The 24,341-nt window shown below is 60.3% G+C and carries 18 protein-coding genes; 6 read left to right on the top strand and 12 right to left on the bottom strand.

The genetic code is table 11. The annotated features are described in order from the left end of the window. Window positions 1-92: 92 nt before the first annotated feature. Genes mexE through ACZRMH_RS21175 form a run of 3 tightly spaced genes read left to right on the top strand, consistent with a single transcriptional unit; the run spans window position 93 to window position 5,938 of the window. The gene (gene mexE, locus ACZRMH_RS21185; RefSeq protein ID WP_464015128.1) at window positions 93-1,337 is read left to right on the top strand and encodes a multidrug efflux RND transporter periplasmic adaptor subunit MexE; all 1,245 of its coding nucleotides are present in this window, start codon (window positions 93-95) and stop codon (window positions 1,335-1,337) included. A gap of 15 nt (window positions 1,338-1,352) precedes the next feature. Then, a complete protein-coding gene (locus ACZRMH_RS21180) occupies window positions 1,353-4,532 on the top strand; it encodes an efflux RND transporter permease subunit (RefSeq protein ID WP_464015127.1) in 3,180 nt (1,059 codons plus the stop codon). Further along, window positions 4,529-5,938: an efflux transporter outer membrane subunit gene (locus tag ACZRMH_RS21175; protein WP_464015126.1), complete on the top strand. Its 1,410-nt coding sequence runs from the start codon at window positions 4,529-4,531 to the stop codon at window positions 5,936-5,938. Before ACZRMH_RS21180 ends, ACZRMH_RS21175 begins: the two co-directional genes overlap by 4 nt. 472 nt (window positions 5,939-6,410) lie before the next feature. Here the strand turns inward: ACZRMH_RS21175 and ACZRMH_RS21170 are convergent, their stop codons facing one another. Together ACZRMH_RS21170 and ACZRMH_RS21165 are read right to left on the bottom strand one after the other, a co-directional pair. Next, the gene (locus tag ACZRMH_RS21170) at window positions 6,411-7,505 is read right to left on the bottom strand and encodes a polyamine ABC transporter substrate-binding protein (RefSeq protein ID WP_464015125.1); all 1,095 of its coding nucleotides are present in this window, start codon (window positions 7,503-7,505) and stop codon (window positions 6,411-6,413) included. Next, window positions 7,502-8,326 (bottom strand): carbon-nitrogen hydrolase family protein, encoded by an 825-nt coding sequence (locus ACZRMH_RS21165; RefSeq protein ID WP_464015124.1) that lies wholly within the window; start codon window positions 8,324-8,326, stop codon window positions 7,502-7,504. Before ACZRMH_RS21165 ends, ACZRMH_RS21170 begins: the two co-directional genes overlap by 4 nt. Before the next feature lie 92 nt (window positions 8,327-8,418). Here ACZRMH_RS21165 and ACZRMH_RS21160 point away from each other — a divergent pair, with 92 nt between their 5' ends. After that, complete coding sequence (locus ACZRMH_RS21160; protein WP_464015123.1) at window positions 8,419-9,201, top strand: helix-turn-helix transcriptional regulator; 783 nt, start codon at window positions 8,419-8,421, stop codon at window positions 9,199-9,201. 101 nt (window positions 9,202-9,302) lie between these two features. Continuing rightward, window positions 9,303-11,042 (top strand): dipeptidase, encoded by a 1,740-nt coding sequence (locus tag ACZRMH_RS21155; protein WP_464015122.1) that lies wholly within the window; start codon window positions 9,303-9,305, stop codon window positions 11,040-11,042. Window positions 11,043-11,160: 118 nt separating this feature from the next. Here ACZRMH_RS21155 and ACZRMH_RS21150 read toward each other — a convergent pair whose 3' ends face one another. The 4 genes from ACZRMH_RS21150 to ACZRMH_RS21135 form a co-directional block, all read right to left on the bottom strand. Then, complete coding sequence (locus ACZRMH_RS21150) at window positions 11,161-12,261, bottom strand: DmpA family aminopeptidase (RefSeq protein WP_464015121.1); 1,101 nt, start codon at window positions 12,259-12,261, stop codon at window positions 11,161-11,163. 89 nt (window positions 12,262-12,350) lie between these two features. Next, window positions 12,351-13,451, bottom strand: coding sequence for a polyamine ABC transporter substrate-binding protein (locus ACZRMH_RS21145; protein ID WP_464015120.1), 1,101 nt, complete (start codon window positions 13,449-13,451; stop codon window positions 12,351-12,353). 245 nt (window positions 13,452-13,696) lie between these two features. Further along, window positions 13,697-15,124 (bottom strand): FAD/NAD(P)-binding protein, encoded by a 1,428-nt coding sequence (locus ACZRMH_RS21140; RefSeq protein ID WP_464015119.1) that lies wholly within the window; start codon window positions 15,122-15,124, stop codon window positions 13,697-13,699. Window positions 15,125-15,198: 74 nt separating this feature from the next. Beyond that, window positions 15,199-16,599, bottom strand: a complete 1,401-nt coding sequence (locus tag ACZRMH_RS21135) for an LLM class flavin-dependent oxidoreductase (protein WP_464015118.1) — start codon at window positions 16,597-16,599, stop codon at window positions 15,199-15,201. Window positions 16,600-16,929: 330 nt separating this feature from the next. Between ACZRMH_RS21135 and ACZRMH_RS21130 the strand changes: the two genes are divergently transcribed. Continuing rightward, on the top strand, window positions 16,930-18,156 hold the full coding sequence (locus tag ACZRMH_RS21130) for an acyl-CoA dehydrogenase family protein (RefSeq protein WP_464015117.1): 1,227 nt from the start codon (window positions 16,930-16,932) through the stop codon (window positions 18,154-18,156). 104 nt (window positions 18,157-18,260) lie between these two features. Here ACZRMH_RS21130 and ACZRMH_RS21125 read toward each other — a convergent pair whose 3' ends face one another. The 6 genes from ACZRMH_RS21125 to catC all read right to left on the bottom strand — a co-directional run bounded on the left by ACZRMH_RS21125 (window position 18,261) and on the right by catC (window position 24,162). Then, window positions 18,261-19,235: an ABC transporter permease gene (locus tag ACZRMH_RS21125; protein ID WP_464015116.1), complete on the bottom strand. Its 975-nt coding sequence runs from the start codon at window positions 19,233-19,235 to the stop codon at window positions 18,261-18,263. Next, the gene (locus ACZRMH_RS21120) at window positions 19,232-20,227 is read right to left on the bottom strand and encodes an ABC transporter permease (protein WP_464015115.1); all 996 of its coding nucleotides are present in this window, start codon (window positions 20,225-20,227) and stop codon (window positions 19,232-19,234) included. The genes ACZRMH_RS21125 and ACZRMH_RS21120 overlap by 4 nt, the downstream gene beginning before the upstream one ends. After that, window positions 20,214-21,758, bottom strand: coding sequence for a sugar ABC transporter ATP-binding protein (locus tag ACZRMH_RS21115; RefSeq protein WP_464015114.1), 1,545 nt, complete (start codon window positions 21,756-21,758; stop codon window positions 20,214-20,216). Before ACZRMH_RS21115 ends, ACZRMH_RS21120 begins: the two co-directional genes overlap by 14 nt. Further along, complete coding sequence (locus ACZRMH_RS21110) at window positions 21,755-22,759, bottom strand: sugar ABC transporter substrate-binding protein (protein ID WP_464015113.1); 1,005 nt, start codon at window positions 22,757-22,759, stop codon at window positions 21,755-21,757. Before ACZRMH_RS21110 ends, ACZRMH_RS21115 begins: the two co-directional genes overlap by 4 nt. A 147-nt stretch (window positions 22,760-22,906) precedes the next feature. After that, complete coding sequence (gene catA, locus ACZRMH_RS21105; protein WP_464015112.1) at window positions 22,907-23,830, bottom strand: catechol 1,2-dioxygenase; 924 nt, start codon at window positions 23,828-23,830, stop codon at window positions 22,907-22,909. Window positions 23,831-23,871: 41 nt separating this feature from the next. Continuing rightward, entirely contained in the window at window positions 23,872-24,162 is a 291-nt protein-coding gene (gene catC, locus ACZRMH_RS21100; protein ID WP_464015111.1) for a muconolactone Delta-isomerase, read from the bottom strand. Window positions 24,163-24,341: the final 179 nt, after the last annotated feature.

The following is a 24,341-nucleotide window of genomic DNA, read 5'->3' as shown; positions in this document are numbered from 1 at the left end:
GATGATATTGATCTTCGCTGGGTTCGATTCGTTCCCCGGCACGCGCGCCAGCATTATCCGCCCATCTCAATAGATTGGCGGACTCCCCTCTCATGGAACAGTCACTTAAACATTTGCGCTTCCCACTCGCGGCCCTGGCCATCGTAGTGATGAGTGCATGCGGCAAAACTCCCCAAGCGACTGCTCCAGCTCCCGCTGCAAAAGTCAGTGTGGCCAAGGTACTAGAACAGCCGGTCAACGAATGGGACGAGTTCACCGGGCGCCTGGAAGCGCCTGAAACCGTTGAAATCCGTCCACGCGTGTCGGGCCAGATTGATCAGGTCGCCTTTACCGAGGGCGCCCTGGTGAAAAAGGGCGACCTGCTGTTCCAGATCGATCCACGTCCGTTCCAGGCCACCGTGCGTCAGCTTGAAGCCCAGGTGCAGCAAGCTCGCGCCAATGCCAGCCGTACCGAAAACGAAGCCCAGCGCGGCGAGCGTCTGCGCCAGAGCAATGCCATCTCAGCAGAACTGGCCGACTCACGCACCACCGCAGCGCAAGAAGCCCGCGCCGGTGTTGCCGCGATCCAGGCACAACTGGATCTGGCAAAACTCAACCTGAGCTTTACCCGCGTCACTTCGCCGATCACCGGTCGCGTCAGCCGTGCCGAAATCACTGCAGGCAATATCGTCTCCGCCGATGTCACGCCGCTGACCAGCGTGGTATCCACCGACAAGGTGTACGCCTACTTCGACGCCGACGAGCGCGTGTTTCTCAAATACAGCCAACTTGCCCGTCAGGGCCAGCGCGGCCAGACCACTCCGGTTTACCTCGGTCTGTCCAACGAAGACGGCAATCCGCACCTGGGCCAGATGAACTTTGTCGACAACCAGGTCAATCCCAAGACCGGCACCATCCGCGGTCGCGCCGTATTCGACAACGCCGACGGCAGTTTCACTCCCGGCTTGTATGCCCGCCTGAAACTGGTGGGCAGCGGCACCTACTCCGCCGTGCTGATCAATGAAGAAGCCGTGGGTACTGACCTGGGCAAGAAGTTCGTGCTGGTGATGGATGCTGACAACAAGTCGGTGTACCGCGCCGTGGACCTGGGGCCGAAAATCGAAGGCCTGCGCATTGTTCGCAGCGGTTTGAACAAAGACGACACCATTATCGTCAAGGGCTTGCAGAAAGTGCGCCCTGGCTCACCGGTGACGCCTGAAGTGATCCCGATGGCCAACGAACAGACCCTCGCCGCACTGGCTCAACAACGACAAGCCCTGGAAGCCAGCAACCTGCCGCAAATCAAGCCCGCCACTGGCGCGCCGAAGCTGGCCAGCGTTGCAACTCCTCGCGGTTAAGGGACGATAACTCCGATGAATTTTTCCCAGTTCTTTATTCAGCGGCCGATTTTCGCCGCTGTGCTTTCCTTGCTGATCCTGATTGCGGGCGGCATTTCGCTGTTCCAGTTACCAATCAGTGAATACCCGGAAGTGGTTCCGCCTACGGTTGTGGTACGCGCCAACTTCCCGGGTGCCAACCCCAAAGTGATCGGCGATACCGTTGCCGCGCCTTTGGAGCAGGCCATCACCGGTGTGGAGAACATGCTGTATATGTCTTCGCAGTCCACCGCTGACGGCAAGATTACCCTGACCATCACCTTCGCCTTGGGCACTGACCTGGACAACGCTCAGGTACAGGTGCAAAACCGCGTGACCCGGACCCAGCCCAAGCTGCCCGAAGAAGTGACGCGCATCGGTATCACGGTAGACAAGGCCTCCCCCGACCTGACCATGGTTGTGCACTTGACCTCACCGGACAAGCGCTACGACATGCTCTACCTGTCCAACTACGCCATCCTCAATATCAAGGATGAACTGGCGCGGCTCAACGGTATCGGCGATGTACAGATGTTCGGCATGGGCGACTACTCGTTGCGGGTGTGGCTCGATCCAAACAAGACCGCTTCGCGCAACCTGACTGCCACCGATGTAGTGACAGCCATTCGCGAGCAGAACCGTCAGGTAGCCGCCGGTGCACTGGGCGCGCCACCTGCACCCAATGCCACCAGCTTCCAGCTGTCGGTCAACACCCAGGGTCGCCTGGTGACTGAAGAAGAGTTCGAAAATATCATCATCCGCTCAGGCGATGATGGCCAGATCACCCGCCTCAAGGACATTGCCCGGGTTGAGCTGGGTTCCAGCCAGTACGCCCTGCGCTCCTTGCTGAACAACCAGCCGGCCGTGGCTATCCCGATCTTCCAGCGGCCTGGCTCCAACGCGATTCAGATCTCCAATGACGTTCGCGCCAAAATGGCCGAACTCAAGCAGAACTTCCCCGAAGGCATGGACTTCGACATCGTGTATGACCCGACCATCTTCGTTCGCGGTTCGATCGAAGCGGTAGTCCACACCCTGTTTGAAGCACTGATTCTGGTAGTTCTGGTTGTAATCCTGTTCCTGCAAACCTGGCGCGCTTCGATTATCCCGCTGGTCGCTGTGCCCGTATCGCTGATCGGTACGTTCGCAGTGATGCATATGTTCGGCTTTTCGCTTAACGCTTTGTCACTGTTCGGGCTGGTATTGGCCATCGGTATCGTGGTGGACGATGCGATCGTAGTGGTGGAGAACGTCGAGCGAAATATCGAGCTGGGGCTTAACCCGGTGGATGCCACCAAGCGCGCCATGCGTGAAGTGACCGGTCCGATCATCGCCACCGCCCTGGTACTGTGCGCGGTGTTTATCCCGGCCGCGTTTATCTCGGGCCTGACCGGACAGTTCTATAAGCAGTTCGCCCTGACCATTGCCATTTCCACGGTGATCTCGGCCTTCAACTCGCTAACCCTGTCCCCGGCGCTGGCTGCTGTATTGCTCAAGGGCCATCACGCCCCGAAAGACCGCTTTACTCGTGTCCTGGACCGCCTGTTCGGTAGCTGGCTGTTTGGCCCGTTCAACCGTTTCTTCGTCAAGGCCAGTAACGGATACGTAGGTACGGTGCGCCGGATCATCCGTGGCAGCGGCATCGCCATGCTGGTCTATGCAGGCCTGATGGTGCTGACTTGGGCCGGTTTTGCCCATACCCCGACCGGCTTTGTCCCACCGCAAGACAAGCAATATCTGGTGGCCTTTGCCCAACTGCCTGACGCTGCAAGCCTTGACCGTACAGAAGCGGTGATCAAGCGGATGTCCGAGATCGCCCTCAAGCAACCCGGCGTAGCCAACTCGGTGGCCTTCCCTGGCCTGTCGATCAACGGTTTTACCAACAGCCCGAACAGCGGCATCGTGTTCACTCCGCTCAAGCCGTTCGATGAGCGCAAAGACCCAAGCCAGTCGGCAGCGGCGATTGCAGCTGCGTTGAACGCGCAATTTGCGGACATTCAGGACGCTTATATCGCGATCTTCCCGCCACCGCCGGTACAAGGGCTGGGCACCATTGGCGGTTTCCGTCTGCAAGTCGAGGACCGCGGTGGTCTGGGCTATGACGAACTGTACAAAGAAGTGCAGAACGTCATCGCCAAGAGCCATAACGTGCCGGAACTGGCCGGGTTGTTCACCAGCTATCAGGTCAACGTGCCGCAAGTCGATGCAGCTATCGACCGCGAAAAAGCCAAGACCCACGGCGTGGCCATCAGCGACATCTTCGACACCCTGCAGATCTATCTGGGTTCGCTGTATGCCAACGATTTCAACCGCTTCGGTCGGACTTATCAGGTCAACGTGCAGGCCGAGCAACAGTTCCGCCTGGAACCCGAGCAGATCGGCCAGTTGAAAGTGCGTAACAACAAGGGCGAAATGATCCCGCTGGCGACCTTTATCAAGGTCAGCGACACCGCAGGGCCAGACCGGGTGATGCACTACAACGGTTTTGTCACCGCTGAAATCAACGGCGGCGCAGCACCGGGTTACAGCTCCGGGCAAGCCGAAGCAGCGATGGAGAAACTGCTGAAAGAGGAACTGCCCAACGGCATGACCTACGAGTGGACCGAGCTGACCTATCAGCAAATTCTCTCGGGCAATACCGCGCTGTTTGTATTCCCGCTCTGCGTACTGCTGGCGTTCCTGGTACTGGCCGCCCAATACGAAAGCTGGAGCCTGCCACTGGCAGTGATCCTGATCGTACCGATGACGCTGCTGTCAGCCATTACCGGGGTGATTCTGTCCGGGGGTGACAACAACATCTTCACCCAGATCGGCTTGATCGTACTGGTGGGGTTGGCGTGCAAAAACGCGATCCTGATCGTCGAGTTCGCCAAGGACAAACAGGAAGAGGGTCTCGACCCGCTGGCTGCGGTACTGGAAGCCTGCCGCCTGCGTCTGCGACCGATCCTGATGACATCATTCGCGTTCATCATGGGTGTGGTGCCATTGGTACTGTCCAGCGGTGCCGGTGCCGAGATGCGCCACGCCATGGGTGTTGCGGTGTTCTCCGGGATGCTCGGGGTGACCTTCTTCGGCCTGCTGCTGACGCCGGTGTTCTATGTCTTGATTCGCCGCTATGTGGAACGCAGTGAAGCGCGCAAAGCGGCCAAACACCTCACGTTGGAGTCGCAACAATGAGCGTGAAAGTATTTTTGCCGAGCCTGTTGCTGCTGGCCTTGAGCGCTTGCGCCGTAGGCCCGGACTACAAGACCCCGGCCACCGAACCGGCACAGATCAGTGCCGATAACCTCAAGGGCTTTGACCGGGCACATTTTGAAGGTATCTGGTGGCAGCAGTTTGACGATCCGACCCTCAACCAGCTGGTGACCCAGTCACTGGCCGGCAACCGCGAGCTGCGCGTGGCCTTTGCCCGCCTGCGCGCGGCCCGGGCGATTCGCGATGACGTCAGCAATGACGCCATGCCGACCATCACCAGCCGTGCCAGCAGCGATCTGGGCAAAGGCCAGATCCCGGGCACCACTGAGAAACGTGTCAACAGTGAACGCTACGACCTGGGCCTGGACATGGCTTGGGAAGTCGACCTGTTTGGCCGTATCCAGCGCGAGCTTGAGGCCAGTGACGCCGACGAACAAGCCGCTGCCGCTGATCTGTATCAGTTGCAAGTCACCATGATTGCCGAGCTGGTGGATGCCTACGGTGAATTGCGCGGCGCTCAACTGCGCGAGCGGATTGCCCTGGACAACCTGAAAAACCAGCAGGACTCCAAGGCCATTACTGAAAGCCTGCGCGATGCTGGTGTTGGCGATCAACTGGACGTGGTACGGGCCGACGCCCGCCTGGCAGCCGTTGAGGCCAGCGTGCCGCAATTGCAGGCCGAGCAGGTGCGCGAGCGTAATCGTATCGCCACCTTGCTGGGCCAGCGGCCTGAGCAGTTGAGCGTGGATCTTGGCCCCAAACAGCTGCCGGCCATTGCCAAGGCCCTGAATATCGGCAACCCCGGTGACTTGCTGCAACGCCGACCCGACATCATGAGCGCCGAACGCAAGCTGGCCGCGGCTACCGCCCGTATCGGGGTAGCCAAGGCCGATCTGTTCCCGCGGGTCAGTCTGAGCGGCTTCCTCGGCTTTACTGCCGGGCGCGGTTCGCAAATCGGCTCGGCGGCTGCCAATGCCTGGGCCCTGGGGCCGCGCATTACCTGGCCAGCATTTGACCTGGGCAGCGTCCGCGCCCGACTGCGCGGTGCCGATGCAGAGGCTGATGGCGCACTGGCCAGTTACGAGCAGCAAGTGCTGTTGGCGCTGGAGGAGTCAGAAAACGCCTTCAGCGATTACGGCAAACGTCAGCAACGCCTGGTGTCGCTGATTCGCCAAAGCGAATCGAGCCGTACCGCAGCGGACCTGGCAGCCATTCGCTATCGCGAAGGCACCGTGGACTTTTTGGTGTTGCTGGATGCCCAGCGTGAGCGCCTTGCAGCAGAGGATAGCCAGGCCCAGGCCGAGGTTGAGTTGTATCGCGGCGTAGTGGCCATCTACAAAGCGCTGGGTGGCGGCTGGCAAGCCGAGACTGTCGCCAGCGTGAACTGATTATTTAAAGAGCTCCTTTGGTTGGCCGCAACCAACCAATTTTTTGCCCCGCGTTCATTCGGTCGCGGGGCTTTTTTTTGCCTGAAAGGTCATCAGGAACCGTAATCGTCGCCGATCGCAGCTGAGCCTCGAGCTTACTTACCACCATTGCCAGCCGCCTGTTGGTGTTTGAAACGCTGGACGCCGTCGGCCAGGTGCTAGGGGACAAACTCGGGCTGCAGTTAAACGCTAATAGCGGATGCACACATGGCCTGAGCCTGGTGCGGCGTTTTTGCCAGCGATGCCGAAGGCCAGGGAAACCGAAAACTGTAGTCGCTGACGAGGAACGAAGGCAGCGATCGGGCGCGAAGCGCTCGTAAAATCAGACGACTCGGTGTGACAGATATATTGAGTGCTCCGGTTTTACGGCCGCTTCGCGCCCGATCGCAGCCTTCGTTCCTCGGCAGCGACTACAAGGTTTCAAGATTCCTGATCACGTACCGCTTTTAACCTTGCTCCACACCCGCGTGCGCACCCGCTCAAGTTTCAGCGGCAACGGCTCCAGCGGAAACAAGGTAGCCATTACTTTTTCGTCGGGGTAAATATCCGGGTTATCACGCAACTCTGCGTCCATCAGCGACTTGGCATCCCGGTTGGCATTGGGATAACGCAAGTAAGTGGAAGTCTGGGCAATCACTTGCGGGCGCAGCATATAGTCGATAAACGCCAGCCCCTGCTGTGGATTGGGCGCGTCGTTGAGCAACACCATGCTTTCTACCCAGATCGGCGCGCCTTCCCGGGGGATGCTGTAACGAATGCTGCGGCCATTACCGGCCTCTTTCGAGGCGGCCTTGGCGTCCAGTACCCCGCCTGCCCAGCCCACCACCACACAAACATTGCCATTGGCCAGGTCAGTGATGAATTTGGACGAGTCAAAATAACGGATATAAGGCCGCAATTTGAGCAACAACGCCTCGGCCTTCTGGTAGTCCTGGGGGTTCGTGCTGTTGTAAGGCAGTCCAAGGTAATGCAGGGCAATCGGGACGATCTCGCCGGGAGCGTCCAGCATCGCCACGCCGCACTGGCTGAGTTTGCTCAGGTTCTCGGGTTTGAAGATCAGGTCCCAGGAATCCACCGGGGCATCCGCGCCCAGCACAGCCTTGACCTTGTCGACGTCATAGCCAATACCGGTGGTACCCCACAGATAGGGCACGGCATATCGATTACCCGGATCGTTGCTTTGCATCTTGGCCAGAATCGCCGGGTCCAGATGTGAGCGATTGGGCAACTGTGCAGGTTCCAGTTCCTTGAGCACTCCGGCCTTGATCAGGTTGGGCAACAGATCCCCGGTGGCCATCACTACGTCATAACCACTGCGCCCGGCCATCAGTTTGCTTTGCATCACATCGCTGTTGTCGAACACGTCGTACCTGGAGCCAATGCCACTGTCGGCCTGGAAGTTTTTCATCGTGTCCGGGGCGATAAAGTCGTACCAGTTATAGATATTCACCTGCGGCCCGGCCGCCTGTGCCAGGCCGCAACTGAACAGCGTGGCCAGAGCCAGGCCCAGGGCATTTTTAGTGTTCATTGGCTGGCTCCGAGCAATAATTCGCGACGACCGTCAGCCCGTTCGAGCTGTACGCCCGACAGCAGCAAACGGCGATCCTTGAGGTAGTCGTAATCACGACGGGCCGCCTTGAGCTGAGCGAAATCCAGTTCGACCACCTGGCGCGTCTCTTCACGACCGGCCTCGAACAGCACCCGCCCAAACGGGTCGACAACCATGCTTCCACCCGCAAACACCAAGGCGTCGTCCCCTGCTCCCACACGATTGACCATCAGCGCAAATACCTGGTTTTCCTGGGCTCGAGCCATGATTGAAGTACGATGCACGGGGCCGTAGGGGTCCATATTGCCGTTGGTGACAATGATCAGTTCGGCACCCAGTTGCGCCAGGGCGCGGGCGGTTTCCGGCAGTTCAATGTCATAGCAGATCAGCAGGCCAACCCGCACACCCCGCCAGAGCACGGTGGTAAACCGGTCGCCGGGGCAAAAGTCACCGCGCTCGGTGGGCCACAGATGGGTCTTGCGGTACTCCAAGGCAACCCCCTCGGGGGTCACCAGTACCGAAGTGTTGTAGAAGGTGCCGTGGTAATTTTCGGCAATCCCCACCACCACACTGACGCCACGCTCGCGCACCGCCCCCATCACCGCTTGCAGGGTCGGTCCAGTCAATGGTTCGGCAACCTGCGCCAAGCGCTGGCCGCCGACAAAACCCGTCAACTGGGTCTCGGGGAATACCAGTAGATCGGTATCGTTAGCGCAGGTGGTGATGGCATTCAATGTGCGCGACAGGTTATAAGCGGTATCGCCGTCACGGCCTGCCAGTTGCACCAGTTCAATTTTCATCTCGAATCCTTGCCGGGAGGGATGAGCGAGTATGGTGCGCGGCACAGTGCCAATAAATGACTTCGATGGGGTAACACCCAGTGGGTAGTGAGATGAATCTGACCTTGCAGGATGTGGCCTGGCATGACGCGATGGGCCGGGTGATCGAGACCCTCGACCAGCCCAACTTCTGGACTGCCCTGGTGCGTTTGCTGGGCCGCTATGTGCCCGTGGACAACTGGGTGGTGCTGATCTACAGCGCGGGCAAACCCTGGGTGCTGGCCGAATCTCCGGGCGCAGACGGCGGCATGGACTCGCTGTTCCAGGACTACCTCAAGGGCCTGTACCTGCTCGACCCCTTCTATATCGCCAACCGCGAGTCACCGCGCAGCGGGTTGTTGCGCCTGCAGGACGTAGCCCCGGAATGCTTTGAGCAGACCGATTACTATCAGCGCTACTTCCGCCTGAATATCGTCACCGACGAAGTGCATATCAATGTGCAGCTCGACAGCGAACGCACCCTGAGCCTGTCGCTGGGCAGCCAGTGCCGCTTCAGCCTGGAACAGAGCGCATTGCTGGGGCTGGTGCAGCCCTGGGTGGCGGCACTGATGCGCCAGCGCCTGACCTTTGAGCGCGAACCCAAGGAGGCACCAGAGCAGCCCGCCAACTGGCAAAGCCGCCTGGAAGCCGCTGCCGAACAATTGACCACGCCGCTGACCGCACGGGAAATGGAAGTCGCCCTGTTGTTGCTAAGTGGCTGTTCGAACAAGGAAATTGCCCGCAAGCTGGCCATCTCTGCCGAGACCGTCAAGGTGCATCGCAAGCACATGTACAGCAAGTTGGGAATCAAGTCACAGTCCGAACTGTTCTCGCTGTTTTTGCAGGCGCAAGAATAAAAAGTACCTGACGTTGCCCTGGCTCGCAGTGTAAGTTTGAAATGTCTTGTTTCATTTATTCGATATTTCAAACCAACTGCCTGCAAAGGAATGCCCCCGCAATGGATTTTTCACTGAAAAAACTGGCCGCCGCAACCATGATACTGGCCAGTATTACCGCGTTCAGCAGCGCAGCCCACGCCACTATTACCCCGCAACAGAGCGCCGTTATCCTCAAGACCTTCAGCGACACCCAAGTCACTGACTTCCGTCAGTTTCTCGGTGCTTTGGGCAAGAGTGAGCTGGCGAAAAACGATAACCTGGGCCCGACCATCAGGGCCTTTCTCGACCACAAGGCCATGACTGCGGACCAGCAGAACGAAATCTATCGTTTGCTGGGGCTCTACACCCGCCTCAAATACGGCAAGGCCGCCACCGAAACCCTGCGTGAACTGGTAGCCATCCCCACCGTCAACCTGGACGACGTGCCGCAGTACGAGAACCCGCAATTTCTCAAGATTGCCGAAAAGATCAAGGACCTGGCCAAGGCCTTCAACCTGAACTTCCGCAATATCGACAACCGCGTCTATGAAGTCTCCCTCGAAGGCGCAGGCGATGAAGTGGTGGGCATCCACGCCCACGCTGACGTAGTGCCTGTGACCCCGGAAAACTGGGTGCTCAAGGACGGCACCAAACTCGATCCGTTCAAGGTCACCCTGATCGGCGACCGCATGTATGGGCGTGGCACCGAGGATGACAAAAACGGCATCGTGGTAGCGATGTACGCCATGAAAGTGATCAAGGAAGAGCAACTGCCACTGGCACGCAATTTCAAGCTGCTGATTGACACCACCGAGGAAACCTCCGGTGATGCCATCCCTTACTACTTCGAACACAACCCGGTACCCAACTACAACCTGGCGCTGGATGGCGGCTACCCGGTGGTGATTGCCGAGAAAGGCTACGGCACCGTTATGGCCAGCTTTGCCCGGCGCCAGGGTGAAGGCCAGGGCGCGGAAATCATCTCGCTGACCGGCGGCATGGCCACCAACCAGATCCCGTCCACTTCGGTCGCCACCCTGATCACCGACAAACCGGCGGAACTGGCTGCCAGCCTGAACAAGGCCGGTGCTGAGTATGCCAAACGCAATGGCGGCAACTTTGAAGTAAACGCCAAGGTGGTAGGCAAGGATGTAGTGCTGACCGTTACCGGGGTTTCCGCCCACTCTTCCGAGCCGGAATCCGGTGTCAACCCTGTGGCGCGGATGCTCGACTTTATCAGCAGCGTCGACGGTCCGATCGCCCTCAAGCACAACCACATTACTGACGCTGCGCACTATGCGGCCGACAACTGGGGCCTGGACTACGAGGGTGGCAAACTGGGAATAGGTTTTGCCGATGACTTTATGGGGCCGCTGACCACCTCACTGACCTTTGTCGGCCTGGATGACAAGGCACTCAAACTGGCGGTCAATCTGCGCGTGCCCAAGGGCAAGTCGCCTGAAGCACTGAAAGCGCAGATTGCCGAGAAGCTGGCAGCCTGGAGCAAGAGCAAGCAGGTACCGGTGAGTTTCGAGTACTCAATTGCCGAGCCGATGTACCGCAACCCCGAGGGTGAGTGGGTCAAGGCCCTGCTGGCGGTGGCCAGCGAGAACCTGGGTATGGAGCACAAGTTCGGCACTTCGGCCGGTGCGACCTCGGTGCATGAACTGCCCAACGGCGTGCAATTCGGTTTGGCCATGCCTGATGTGAAATACACCGGGCATACCGACAACGAGTTCAAGACCGTGGAGCAATTTATGCTGGACCTGCAGATCATCACCGAGATGATGGCCCGGGTCGGGCAGTTGCCAAAGCTCTGACAGGCGTTGGGTCTGTTCCTGTAGTCGCTGCCGAGGCACGATGGCTGCGATTGGCGATGTTTCTGTGATACCTCGCCATAAAGCTCGCAGCCTTCGTGCCTCGGCAGCGACTACGGGATTAAGCTGCTTTCCACCCCACCTGCTGCAACGCCATCAGCAACCGCTCGGGCTTGAGCGCCAGCACGGTGTTGCCACAGCCAGTGAGGTCATCAGCGCCGAGCATGGCGTTGAGAATGGCCTCTTCCACTGCATCCGCCGCGGCCACAAACAACGCCGAGATGTAATCGTTATTGACCATGTTCAATGCCGTGGTCGGCTCACCCGGATGGCCGAAGTTGGCCGCTGGCAGGTTGCTGTTGCCCACCGCAAAAGCAATGAAAATATCGCCGCTGGAATCCTCAGTACCGCCACCAACCCGCGCCAGCCCGACACTGGCCCGCTGTGCCAGACGGGTGCATTGATGGGGCAACAAGGGCGCATCGGTAGCAAGGGTAATCACGATCGACCCCATGCCCGGCACGCCGACATTCTTTGTGCTTTTAAACGGTGACGGCAGATCATCCAGCACCGTACCCACCGGATAACCGCCCACTCGCAAGGCTTCGCGCACGCCGTAGTTGGCCTGCACCAGCGCGCCTACAGTCCAGCCGCCCTGCTCCGGGCTCAAAACCCGCGATGAGGTGCCAATACCGCCCTTGAACTCATGGCAGATCATCCCCGTACCGCCACCCACATTACCTTCGGCTACCGGGCCGGACCTGGCATCCTGCAGTGCCAGCTGCACATGCTCGGCCGTCACGTGCTGGCCCCAGATATCGTTCAGCGTACCGTCGTAGGTTTCCAGCACCACGGGCATGCACCAATAGGTGTGCTGCTTGCCCAGCTCGCGCTCGGCCGCCACCAGTGCATCACGCACCACGCCGACGCTGTGGGTGTTGGTATAGGCAATCGGCGAAGTCAGCAAACCCGCCTCGCGGATCCACTCCAGCCCCGTGGCATCGCCGTTGCCATTGAGCACATGCACCCCGGCAAAGCACGGTTGCAGATGGGTGGCACCGGCCCGCGGTTCAATCACGGTCACGCCGCTATGGATGGAAACGTCACCGGTTTCAATATTCAGTGTGTGATGCCCTACTCGCACACCGGGCACGTCGGTGATGGCGTTGTAAACGCCCGGAGTGCCCGAACCGATGGTGATGCCAAGCTCACGGATACGCATGGTGCTGTTCTCGTCGTTGGTTTAAGTGAGGCCAGTGTAGAAACCTGGCCGGCACTTGACGATAACCCCCATGCACTACCCCCGAGGGGTTACTTGTCCGACTTGATGCTGGTCCAGACCCGTGTGCGCACCCGTTCCATCTTCTGCGGCAGCGGCTGCACCACATACAGGGACTTGAGCGCTTCACTGGTCGGGGTCAGGTTGGGGTTGCCGGTAATGTCCTTGTTGATCAGCGCAAGCGAGTCCTTGTTGGCGTTGGGGTAACCGAGGAAGTCACTGATCCCGGCAATCACTTTTGGCTCCAGCAGGTTGTTGAGGAATTCGTGGGCTTGCTCGACATTTTTCGCACTTTTGGGGATGGCGAAGGTGTCAAACCAGATCGGCGCGCCTTCTTTCGGCAAGCGCCAGTCCACCACCACGCCGTTACCCGATTCCTTGGCCCGATTGCCGAACTGGTAGAAGCTGCCCGAGTAACCGATGGCCACGCAAATATCACCGTTGGCAATGTCGGTCATGTACTTGGCCGAGTTGAAGTAAGTCACATAGGGGCGGATCTTGAGCATCAACGCCTTGGCTTTTTCATAATCGGCGGGATTCTGGCTGTTGGGGTCCAGGCCCAGATAGTGCAGGGCCAACGGCAGGATTTCCGAAGGTGAATCGAGCATCGCCACGCCGCAGGATTTCAGCTTGGCCATGTTCTCGGGCTTGAACACCAGGTCCCAACTGTCCACCGGCGCATTCTCGCCCAGTGCAGCCTTGACCTTGGCCGGGTTGAAACCGATCAGCACGGTACCGTACATATAGGGTACGGCGTACTGGTTGCCGGGGTCATTGGTATCGAGCAACTTGAGCAGGGCCGGGTCCTGGTGCTGCCAGTTGGGCAGCTTGGACTTGTCCAGTTTCTGGAACACACCGGCCTTGATCTGGGTATCGAGGAACTGGTTGGACGGCACCACCAGGTCATAGCCGGAGTTGCCGGTCAGCAGCTTGGCTTCCAGGGCTTCGTTGGTGTCGAAGGAATCCCAGGTGACTTTGATGCCGGTCTGTTTGGCGAAATCCTTGGGCACCGACGGCAGGATATAGTCGGCCCAGTTGTAGACCCGCAGTTCGCGCTGTTCGGCCTGTACAGCGCTGGCCAGCAGCGTCAGCCCGCAAACAGTGGCGCCCAGTAAGCGTTTCATCGTGTCCATGGATCAGTTCCCCGGGTTCGGCGTGAGATCGATAGTTGTTATGTTCTGTACACGGCAGCGGCCAGTAACTGGCCAAGGGCAAGGACGAAAAGGTTTGTTGTTATTGAGTGACGGGTTTGATTCTTGCCGAGAGCCGGGCACGATCACAGAGGGAGGCAGGCCAAAAGGGGATAGATATGGCCATTGTCGATGTCCGATTCTATGTCCGACAAAGCTACCCTAACCCCGCAGGGTTAGGGTGAGGGTTACAGCGCCACCAAGCGCCCAGCCAATGCCTTGGCCTGCAAGGCCACATCAGTCACCGCCGTGCTCTCCCACCACATACCGCGCAACGGCGGGCCCATGGCAAACAACCGTTGGGCAGGTTCGGCTTGCGCATTCAACACCGCGCCACCCGCATCCGCCGCTACCCCCAGCCCCAGATTCCCCGGCAACACCAGCCCGCGTTGCAGCAATTGCCGCGGCAAGGCCTTGTCCACCCGGCGCCAGTCATACTCGATGCCGGTGGAGTTGATCAGGCCAGCGCCTCCAACCCACACCGCCTCGGTTTGCCCACGGTAGCGCAGCCTGATCCGTGGCCCCGAGGTATCCACCCCTTGCAGCGAAGCCGCACGGATTGTCAGCCGCCCTTCTGCGAGCAGCCGTTGCAGCAAAGCATCACCCTGGGGCGGCGAACGATGATGATGGCTTTCCCACCAGGGCCGCACATGCCGCACAAACTGACGGCGCTGCACATCACTGGCCTGACTCCAGAGCCGGGCGATATGCACGCGCACGGTGTCCAGCGGTGCCTGCCAGTCGATCCCCTGCGCCTGGGCCAGGGCACACTGACGACGCAGTTCACGCAGTAACTGCAAGGGGCTGCGAATGTGCGGGGCCAGGCTCAGAAAATCGTCCCAGGCCGGTGGCTGACGGCGCACATGGGGCAACAGGCCGTGACGGGAAAACACTTCGATCGGCCCGCGATGCCCTGCCTGGTTCAGCGACTCCAGGGCATCGACCATGGTCAGCCCCGAACCGATGATCAGCACCCGGGCATCCACCGGCAACGCGCGCATGGCCTCGACATTCCACGGGTCCAGCGCCGCCGCATTCAAACCGCTGGACTGGCGCTGCGCCGTACGGGCCGCAGGGAACATGCCTGTGGCCAATACCACGGCACCCGCGTGCCACTGGCTGCCGTCCCTGAGCGTGGCAACAACCCCCTGCTCAAGGGTTTGCAGATCAATCACTTCATCACGCACATGGCTCAGGCTTGAGCCGTTCGCTTCGCCGATTGCCTGCGCTTGCGCCAGACGCTGGCGGGCATACACACCAAACAGCCCGCGTGGCGGGAACAGCTCGGCAACCGGCACCTGCTGCACTGCAGACTCGGGCCAGCCGCCGCTTGCGATATGGGCTTGCAACCAGCGGGTCAGGTCGTCGGCATCATCCGGCTCGACACTCATGCGCGCCGCATTGCCGTTAAGGGTGTGGCCCAGCTCGGTGGCGCTGTAGGCCTCGCCCCGGCCCAGTTCAGGCCGTGGCTCCACCACCACGATGCGCCGGGCACCCGGCAAACGCAGCAGTTGCATGGCCAACAAGGCGCCGCTCAGGCCACCGCCCACAATCAGAACATCGGCCTCGCGGATGGCAGGAGTTGCCTGTCCGGTTGGCGCATCACTTAAGGTCATTCACTCATTCCTGGAGTTATTCAGCGCTGCACGCAGGGTCGGTCACCGACCCTGCCTGTGTCCAGCCCCTGTCTTCAAGCAGGCTCTGCTGCGCGGCTGCGGTTGAGTTCACCAAGGTTGCGATAGCTTGCCCCTGGATGCCCATCCGCCAGGCGCGGGCCGTCACCAAACAGCTTTTCGCGCAGGGTGCCTGGAGCATATTCCTTTTTGTATACACCGCGCTTTTGCAGCTCCGGCACCAGCAGTTCTACGGCATCGATAAAGGTTTCGTGGGTGATCGCGTAGGCCAGGTTGAAACCGTCCACATCAGTCTCGGCCACCCACTCTTCAAGCAGGTCGGCCACGGTTTCCGGGCTGCCGACAAACAGCGGGCCAAAACCGCCAATACCCACCCAGTCGGCGAGTGCGTTGGGAGTCCAGATGGTGTTCGGGTCCGCCGTGGAAAACGTTTCGACCGCCGATTGAATGGCATTGGTATGCACATGCTTGAGCGGTTCGTCAGGTTTGAACTGGCTGAAATCAATGCCGGTCCAGCCGCTGATCAGGGCCATTGCGCCTTCGTAGCTGACATAGCCTTTGTATTCCTCGAACTTGGCCCTGGCCAGTGCATCGGTCTCGCCGAGGATCACCGTCTGCAGATTGAAAATCAGAATCTTCGAAGGATCACGTCCGGCTTCGGCAGCACGGCGGCGGATATCGGTCACGGTTTTTTTCAACAGCTCCTTGGATGGCGCCGCGACAAACACGCACTCAGCCTGCTCGGCGGCAAACTGCTTGCCACGGCTCGATGCGCCCGCCTGATAGAGCACCGGGGTGCGCTGTGGCGAAGGTTCGCAAAGGTGAATCCCCGGCACCTGGAAGTGTTTGCCGTGATGACGAATCTCATGGATTTTGCTCGGGTCACTGAACACCCGTCGCTCGCGGTCGCGCAGGATGGCGCCCTCTTCCCAACTGCCTTCCCAGAGTTTGTAGCAAACCTCCAGGTATTCCTGGGCATAGTCATAGCGCGCATCGTGCTCGGTCAGGGCCTGCTGGCCGATATTCTTCGCGCCGCTTTCCAGATATGAGGTGACGATATTCCAGCCCGCACGGCCCTTGGTCAGATGGTCGAGGGTCGACAAGCGCCGGGCAAAGGGATACGGGTGCTCGAACGACAATGAGGCAGTCAGGCCAAAGCCCAGATGCTCGGTGACCAGCGCCATGGGCGGGATCAGTTGCAACGGGTCATTGACCGGCACCTGCGCGCCCTGGCGGATCGCCGCATCGCCATTGCCGCGATACACGTCATAGATGCCCAGCACATCGGCGATAAACAGCCCGTCGAACTTGCCACGCTCAAGGATTTTGGCAAGGTCGGTCCAGTACTCAAGATCCTTGTACTGCCACGAGCGATCACGGGGGTGAGCCCACAGGCCCGGGGATTGATGGCCGACACAGTTCATGTCGAAGGCATTGAGACGAATTTCACGGGACATCGAATTACTCCACGGCAAGGCATTTGAACGTGCTGTTGCACAGGCCGTGCCGGTTTCACACCTCTGCGAGAACCCTTGTGGGAGCGGGCTTGCTCGCGATAGCAGCGACGCGGTTTAGCTGAAAGATCGTGGTGCCTGCATCGCGGGCAAGCCCGCTCCCACAGGAGAGGTGCGTGAGCTTGCTGTGCGATTTGCATACAGCTTGTCTTGCAACTGTTGGCCAGCAGTCAGTTGACCAGGCCGAACTCCAGGCTTTGCGGACTTGTCGCCTACGGCACAAACCATGCAACCACCCACGACAGGACCTTTGTTCTTTTCAGGAGAATTGCCATGACCGCATCACCTCTGTCCGTGGGCACCGACTACGAAGCCCTGGCCAATCGCTTCCGCCCGCTGTTTCGCAAGATCGCCGCCGGCAATATCGGCCGTGAACAGGCTCGCGAACTGCCCTATGAACCCGTGCGCTGGCTCAAGCAGGCAGGTTTTGGCGCGGTGCGGGTGCCAGTGGAGTACGGCGGTGCCGGTGCTTCCATCACCCAGTTGTTCCAGCTGCTGATTGAACTGGCCGAGGCCGATTCGAATATCCCGCAGTCCCTGCGCGGCCATTTTGCCTTTGTCGAAGACCGCCTCAATGCCCCGCCCAGCCCGGAACGCGGGGCCTGGTTTGCACGCTTTGTAGCGGGCGAATTGGTGGGCAATGGCTGGACCGAAGTCGGCGCAGTCAAGCTTGGGGAAGTGCTGACCAAAGTCAGCCCCCAGGGCGACAACTATCTGCTCAACGGTGCCAAGTACTACAGTACCGGTAGCATCTTCGCGGACTGGATCGATGTCTATGCCCAACGTTCGGACAACGGCGCCGAGGTGATTGCCCTGGTGCATGCCCGTCATCCCGGCGTGACCCAGAGCGATGACTGGGACGGCTTTGGCCAGCGCACCACCGGCAGCGGCACGTCGGTGTATGTCAACGTCCCACTGAGCGCCGAGCATGTGATCCCCTTCGAGACGCGTTTCAAATACCAGACGGCGTTTTACCAGCTTGTGTTATTGGCGGTACTGGCAGGGATCGGCCGTGCGGTGGAGCGCGATATTGCGCAGGAGGTGCGTGAGCGCAAGCGGGTCTACAGCCACGGCAATGCCAGCACCGCCAGTGGTGATGCGCAAATCCTGCAAGTAGTCGGGCAGATATCGGCCCAGGTGTATGCCGCAGAAGCGACCACCCTGCGCGCAGCCGAGCCACTGCAACGGGCCTATATTGCACGTCAGGCCGGGGATGACGAGGCCGAACGTCAGGCCAATATCGATGCTGAAATCGACACGTCCAAGGCCCAGGTGGTGGTGTCGGAATTGATCCTGCGCGCGACCAGCGATCTGTTCAATGCCCTGGGGGCTTCCGGGGTGAGTGTGAGCAAGGCGCTGGATCGCCACTGGCGCAATGCGCGCACCGCGGCGTCCCACAATCCGTGGATTTACAAGGCGCGGATTGTCGGGGACTGGACGGTGAACGGGACCGAGCCGTTGTATTTGTGGCAGATTGGCAACAACCTGAAAACCGGGTAAACCACAACCTCTGTGGGAGCGGGCTTGCTCGCGATAGGGGTGACGCGGTGTTTCAGGCTAACCGCGGCGATGCCATCGCGAGCAAGCCCGCTCCCATATTAAAACTACAGTGCCTGAAGTCGCCGACTGGCAAAACTGAACGCCAGCACCAGCAAAATCAGCGCCCCGGTCGCTACCTGCTGCCAATAGAAATTCCAGCCGATCAGCAGCAAGCCATTGGCAATCACATTGATAAACAGCACCCCCAGCAGCGTGCCAGGAATATTGGCGCGCCCGCTGCGGCTCAAGGTAGTGCCCATAAACACCGCGCCAATGGCATTGATCAAAAACCCGTTACCCGACATCGGCACATAAGCGTTAACCGTGGAGCTGAGCACAATCCCGGCCACGGCACAGGCCAGGGCACTGGCGACAAATACCTTGAGGCTGATCAAGCGGATCGACAAGCCTGAATACCGCGCCAGTTGCACCTGGGTGCCGACTGCCAGAATCTCGCGGCCCAGTCGCCCACGGGCCAGTATCACCCCATAGCCGAGCGCCACGACCAGCACCAGCCACAGGGGTAAAGGCACACCCAGCCAGGCAATAGCAGTAAGCCCCGGCAACATATTCTGCGCGATGTAGATCGGCTGCCCGCCTTCAGAGAGCAGTTGCTGCACGCTGGTGCCGATAAACAAGGTGCCCAGGGTGGCCAGAAACGGCGTGATACCCAACCCGGCGATCAATCCTGCATTGAAACCACCCACTACAACCCCGGCCAGCAAAGCCCCGGGGATGGCAATGGCCAGGCCATGGCCGCCATTGAGCAGTACTACAAAGGCCATGGCGGCAAAATCCACCGCCGTGCCCACCGACAGGTCGATGCCTCCCGCCGCCACCGCCCAGGTCATGCCAATGGCAACCAGCGCCAACAACACAAAGTTATTCAGCAACAGGCTGCTCAAGTTGCCAAGGCTCAAGAAGCCGGGTGCGTTCACGGCGAAAAAGCCCACGATCAGCACAATCAGCAGCGGCAAAATCCCCCGCAGCAGACGAGATAAAAACAGCGGCGAAACGGGTTTTGCAGCAAGCGTGGTCATAACCCACCCTCCTCTTTGCGCAAGGCACTGGACATGGCCACCACCAACAAGATCAGCACCCCCTGCACACCGTTGACCCAGAAACTGGCGATGTTCAGCAGCTGGAAACCGTTAATCAAAAAGCCCAGCAACAGCGTCGCCAGCAGGGTGCCGGGAATGTTCGCCACCAGCCGCCGGGAAAACACCACCCCCAGAAAAGCGATGGCCACCACCGACAGCAGCAGTTCCCCGGAACCCGTGGTGCTGCCGCTGAAATACGCAGACGAACAAAAGGCCGCAGTGGCCGCACACAACCCGGCGATCAAGTAACTGGAAAACACATACCGCCCCACTCCCAGCCCGGCAGCCCGTGCCGCCTCGGGGTACTCACCGACAGCGTATAACCGCAGCCCGTAGGGGCTGTGCTGAATCAGCAGGCCCAACAGCAACGCCACCCCCAGCAGCACCCAGGCCAGCACGGGCACCTGCAGCCACTCGCCATTGGCCAGGGTGTCGAGCAGGGCCGAATCGGTGGGCAATACGCTGTTGTGGGTCAGCACCAGTTCCAGACCGGCGATCAGGTTCATGCTCGCCAATGTCGCCAGCAGTGGCGGCAAACGCAGCACCACCACGGTAAAACCGTTCAATGCGCCAACTGCCAACCCGCACAGCAAGGTCAGGCCGATCGCCTCCCCAGCTTGCAACCCGGCGTTGTTCAGGCTGCTGTAGACCGCCGCGCACAAGCCCAGATTGGCCGCCAGCGACAGATCAAGGCCACCGGAAACCACATTGGAGCCACCGCCAATCACCACACAGGTCAGGCCAGAGGCGAGAATGCCGAGAATCGCCGACTGGGCAAACACATTGGCAATATTGCCCGGGCTGAGGAAATTCGGCGCACTCACGGCGAACACCGCCAGAATTGCCACAAACGCCAGCAGCGAACCGCGACGCAACAGCAACAGGCCCAGGCGTCGGGATAACGGCTGGGCGAGGACTTCAGACGCAGGCATGGTCAAGCTCCCGCTCGGATTCAAGGGATGGATCGAGTATTTCCCGGGCGCCCGTGGCGCAGGCCAGCAGGCGATCACTGTCGACCTGCCGGGCATCGAATTCACCGGCCACGACACCCCGGTGCATCACCACAATCCGGTCGGTGATGCCGATCAGCTCCGGCAGGTCCGAAGACAGCACCAGCACCGCAGCCCCCTCCTGCGCCAGACGACTGATCAGGCGATAGATCTCGACCTTGGCGCCGATATCGATGCCCACGCTGGGTTCGTCCAGCAGATACACCGTGCAATCACCCCCTAGCCATTTGCCCAGCGCGACCTTTTGTTGATTGCCGCCACTCAGTTGCTGGACCGCGGCATCACGCCCGGCGGTCTTGATCCCCAGTTCGGCGATCAGCCGGTCGCTTTCCCGGGCCTCGGCCGCAGCGCTCAACAGGCCCCAGCGGGTAAACCGCGCCAGCCCGGCCAGGGTCAGGTTTTCCAGCACCGACAGCTGCGGTGCGACCCCATGGCTGCGGCGCTCCTCGGGCACCAGTGCAATGCCTTTGCGCACGGCATCGCGGGGTGATTTGAGGCGCGTGATGCGGCCCTGCAAATGCACGCTGCCAGCCTCAGGTTGCAACAGACCGAACAAGCTTCTAAGCAGCTCCTTGGCCCCGGAACCCACCAGCCCGGTCAGCCCCAGCACCTCGCCGCGACGCAGGCTCAAGTTGATATCGCGATAGGCTACCCCGGCGCTCAAACCCTTGACCTGGAGCACCACCTCACCCGCTGACAGCGGGGTTTTAGGATACATTTCACCCACCTCGCGATTGACCATCAGGCGGGCAATCTGCGCAGTCGAAGTGGTTCGCGGATCGACCACCGCCACGGCGCGGCCATTGCGCAAGACGGTGACCTGATCGCACAGGCTTTCGATTTCCTGCAGGTAGTGGGAGATATACACAATCGTCAGGCCCTGATCGCGCAGGCGACGGATGATGGCGAGCAACTGGTCGACTTCGCGCTTGACCAGCGACACGCTGGGTTCGTCGAACACCAGGATTTTCGGCCTGGCCAGCAAGGCCCGGGTGATTTGCAGGATCTGCCGCTGGGCACTGTCCAGCTCGCGCACCAGAGCCCCCGGCGGGAACTCCAGGTCGAAGTATTGGCGCAGCAGCCGTGCCGCCTCACGGTCCTGGGCATGCCGGCGGATAAACGGCCCGCGCCGCAGCTCATGGCCGAAAAACAGCGCTTCGCCCACGGTAAAACCGGGCGGCAGCAGGCGCTCCTGATGAATGAAGTGCACGCCCAGGGCTTCAACCTGATGAGGGCTGAGATCAGTAAACGACTGCCCATCCACACTCAGGGTGCCGCTGTCAGCGTGGTAAATACCCGCCAGCACCTTGATCAGGGTCGACTTGCCAGCACCGTTCTCCCCCACTAGCCCGTGGATCGAACCACGTTCGACTCGCAGATCCACACCATCCAGTGCCTGAGTGGGGCCGAAGCGTTTGGCGATTCCTTGCAGATGCAGCGCCGGGACCGTCACTGATCGCCCCGCAGCGTTTGCACCTGCTCAAGGTTGGCAGCGGTGGTGAGCAGAGTCGGCACCTGGGTTTCCTTGGGCAGGTCGTGCTGCCCGGCCAGATAACGGGCGACGTTCTGCACCGCGGTTTTGCCGATCAGGGCCGGTTGCTGGGCCACCACCGCGCCCACCGGTGAGTCGCTGCGTTTAAGCAACTCCAGCACTTCGGGGGTGCCGTCGACCCCATAAGTCTTGATCTCGGTGCGCCCGGCGTCCACCAGCGCCTTGCTCGCCCCCAGTTGCGGAATATCCCAGGCAGACCAGATCGCCGTCACGCTGCCCTTGGGGTATTTGTTGAGCAAGGCACTGACCTGGCTGTAGGCGTCCTGCACGGTGTTGGGGATGACATCGCGAAGCTCGGGATCAATGATCTTCAGCTCCGGGTGATCCTTGAGCGCCAGCTTGAGCTGGTCATAACGGATGGCGCACACCGGTACGCCGTAGAAGCCGTTGAACACCAGGATATTACCCTTGCCGCCGCTGTCGGCCACCAGTTGCGCCGCCAGGTTTTTGCCTGTGGCGACATTGTCCGAGGTGGTGTTGTTGAGGCTGTATTGCGACGGTGCATCAATGGTGAACAGCGGGATACCGGCCTTGCTGATGCGTTTGAGCCATGGGTCGATCACGCTCAGGGTGCCCAGGGTCTGGATCACCGCATCGGGTTTTTGCGTCACCACCGTTTGCAACTGCGTGACCAGGTTTTTATCGTTGCGCCCGGCATCCAGGGTGATCGGTGTACCGCCCAGGCGTTTGACCTCCGCCACCTGCGCTTCAAAGGCTTTGACATCGAAGTAGTGACTGGTGCCGGTCATGCTGATGGCGATGCGTTTACCGGCCAGCGAAGGCACATCGCTGTCATCGGCATGGGCCAGTGTGGCCAGCCCGGTACTGACGACAGCCAGGGTCAGGGCTTGCCAGAAGCGGCTGCGGCGAAAACGCGGTTTGTTCGAGGGGGTTGCAGGCATGGCTGTGGTTCCTGAAGTGTTTTTTCAGAAACATTGCACAGACCATGCCGCTGCTTTTGCCCCCGTGTTCAGGCGCTTGCGCAGGCTTTAGCGGCCCGCGCAGTGCCCGCTTTCACGTCAGGCTGTTGCTCCGCTGTTGCTGGGCGGTCAGCTGTCCTGCAAGGCCCGCGGACGATGGCTGCGTTGTTCGGCTGCCGGGACAACGGCCTGTTGCAGCTGGAAGTCGAATTTCAGCTCGGCATAACGCCCCGTCACCTCACGGGCAGCGTCGTCGCGAAATTGCACTTCGCCCACCAGGCCTTCGCGGGTGGCATAGGCAAAGTCGTCCCACAGGTATTTATCCCCCGACAGGTTGATCTGAGTGGTCAGGTGACGATGGCCTGGGGCCGAAATAAAGAAGTGCACATGAGCCGGACGCTGGCCGTGACGCCCCAGCAGGTCCAGGCACTCCTGGGTCGGCCCTTGCGGGTCGCAGCCGTAACCCGACGGCACGATGCTGCGGGCACGGTAGCGGCCTTCGGCATCGGTGATGATGCGTCGGCGCAGGTTGTAATCGGACTGGCTCTGGTCGAAGAACGAGTAGGTGCCTTTGCTGTTGGCGTGCCATACATCAACGGTGGCCCCTGCCAACGGTTTGCCTTGAGTGTCCAGCACCTGGCCTTCGAGAAGCATCACAGTGGCGCCCTCCTCGCTGCCATCGTCCATGCGCGCTTGCCCTTCAAACACCGGGGCGCCGGCCACATACAACGGGCCTTCGATGGTACGCGGGGTGCCCCCGAGCAGACCGGCCTGCGCGTCCTTGGCGTCCTGCAACAGGTCGATAAAATGCTCGATGCCCAGACCCGCCACCAGCAGCCCGGCTTCCGAACGACCGCCCAGGCGATTGAGATAGTCCACGGCCTTCCAGAACTCGTCCTCGGTGATATCCAGGTCTTCGATGATTTTTGCGCTGTCCTGCAATACGCGCAGGATGATGCTTTTCAGGCGCGGGCTGCCGTTGTCGCTGCGAAAGCCTGCGGCTTCTTCGAAGAAGCTCTGAATATCGGCAGTGTGGGAAATTTTCACGGTCATGGGGCTCACCTTGTCTTGTTTTTATCCAGGGATTGAGAGGTTTAGCGGTCGTCGTTATGGATCGAAGACGGGTGACGGCACAGCCCTTCGATCTCGATATCCATGTAGGGGAAGAGCGGCAATTGCAACAGGGTGTCGTGCAGTTCCTCGACACTGGCCAGGTCAAATACGCTGTAGTTGGCGTAGTGCCCGGCGATGCGCCACAGGTGGCGCCATTTGCCTTCCTGTTGCAGGCGCCGGGCCAGCTCCTTTTCGTCCGCCTTGAGCTTCGCGGCCTTGGTCGGGTCCATGTCCAGTGGCAGGTTTACAGTCATTTTTACGTGGAAAAGCATGGGGTTCTCCTTGAACAAATGGGGGGCTTAGGTGGGTTGTTATCTGTGGGAGCGGGCTTGCTCGCGATGGCATCAGCGCGGTTGGCCTGATGTACCCAGTCGCCTGCATCGCAGGTAAGCCAGCACCCACAGGTCTTGTGGCATTCACAAGTCCGATTTCAGCCCCAATCATTGTGGGA

This window comes from Pseudomonas sp. B414, from assembly GCF_055408445.1.
Note: the sequence above shows the minus strand (reverse complement) of the source record. Positions and strands in the feature narration are given on the sequence as shown.

Bases quoted from the DNA above. Each gene is read 5' to 3' on its own strand.
- ACZRMH_RS21160 (WP_464015123.1), top strand. From the start codon at position 8,419: ATGAATCTGACCTTGCAGGATGTGGCCTGGCATGACGCGATGGGCCGG.
- mexE (WP_464015128.1), top strand. From the start codon at position 93: ATGGAACAGTCACTTAAACATTTGCGCTTCCCACTCGCGGCCCTGGCC.
- ACZRMH_RS21125 (WP_464015116.1), bottom strand. From the start codon at position 19,235: ATGACCACGCTTGCTGCAAAACCCGTTTCGCCGCTGTTTTTATCTCGT.
- catC (WP_464015111.1), bottom strand. From the start codon at position 24,162: ATGCTTTTCCACGTAAAAATGACTGTAAACCTGCCACTGGACATGGAC.
- ACZRMH_RS21135 (WP_464015118.1), bottom strand. From the start codon at position 16,599: ATGTCCCGTGAAATTCGTCTCAATGCCTTCGACATGAACTGTGTCGGC.
- ACZRMH_RS21145 (WP_464015120.1), bottom strand. From the start codon at position 13,451: ATGGACACGATGAAACGCTTACTGGGCGCCACTGTTTGCGGGCTGACG.
- ACZRMH_RS21170 (WP_464015125.1), bottom strand. From the start codon at position 7,505: ATGAACACTAAAAATGCCCTGGGCCTGGCTCTGGCCACGCTGTTCAGT.
- ACZRMH_RS21150 (WP_464015121.1), bottom strand. From the start codon at position 12,261: ATGCGTATCCGTGAGCTTGGCATCACCATCGGTTCGGGCACTCCGGGC.
- ACZRMH_RS21120 (WP_464015115.1), bottom strand. From the start codon at position 20,227: ATGCCTGCGTCTGAAGTCCTCGCCCAGCCGTTATCCCGACGCCTGGGC.
- ACZRMH_RS21180 (WP_464015127.1), top strand. From the start codon at position 1,353: ATGAATTTTTCCCAGTTCTTTATTCAGCGGCCGATTTTCGCCGCTGTG.
- ACZRMH_RS21155 (WP_464015122.1), top strand. From the start codon at position 9,303: ATGGATTTTTCACTGAAAAAACTGGCCGCCGCAACCATGATACTGGCC.
- ACZRMH_RS21110 (WP_464015113.1), bottom strand. From the start codon at position 22,759: ATGCCTGCAACCCCCTCGAACAAACCGCGTTTTCGCCGCAGCCGCTTC.
- ACZRMH_RS21130 (WP_464015117.1), top strand. From the start codon at position 16,930: ATGACCGCATCACCTCTGTCCGTGGGCACCGACTACGAAGCCCTGGCC.
- ACZRMH_RS21165 (WP_464015124.1), bottom strand. From the start codon at position 8,326: ATGAAAATTGAACTGGTGCAACTGGCAGGCCGTGACGGCGATACCGCT.
- ACZRMH_RS21140 (WP_464015119.1), bottom strand. From the start codon at position 15,124: ATGACCTTAAGTGATGCGCCAACCGGACAGGCAACTCCTGCCATCCGC.
- catA (WP_464015112.1), bottom strand. From the start codon at position 23,830: ATGACCGTGAAAATTTCCCACACTGCCGATATTCAGAGCTTCTTCGAA.
- ACZRMH_RS21175 (WP_464015126.1), top strand. From the start codon at position 4,529: ATGAGCGTGAAAGTATTTTTGCCGAGCCTGTTGCTGCTGGCCTTGAGC.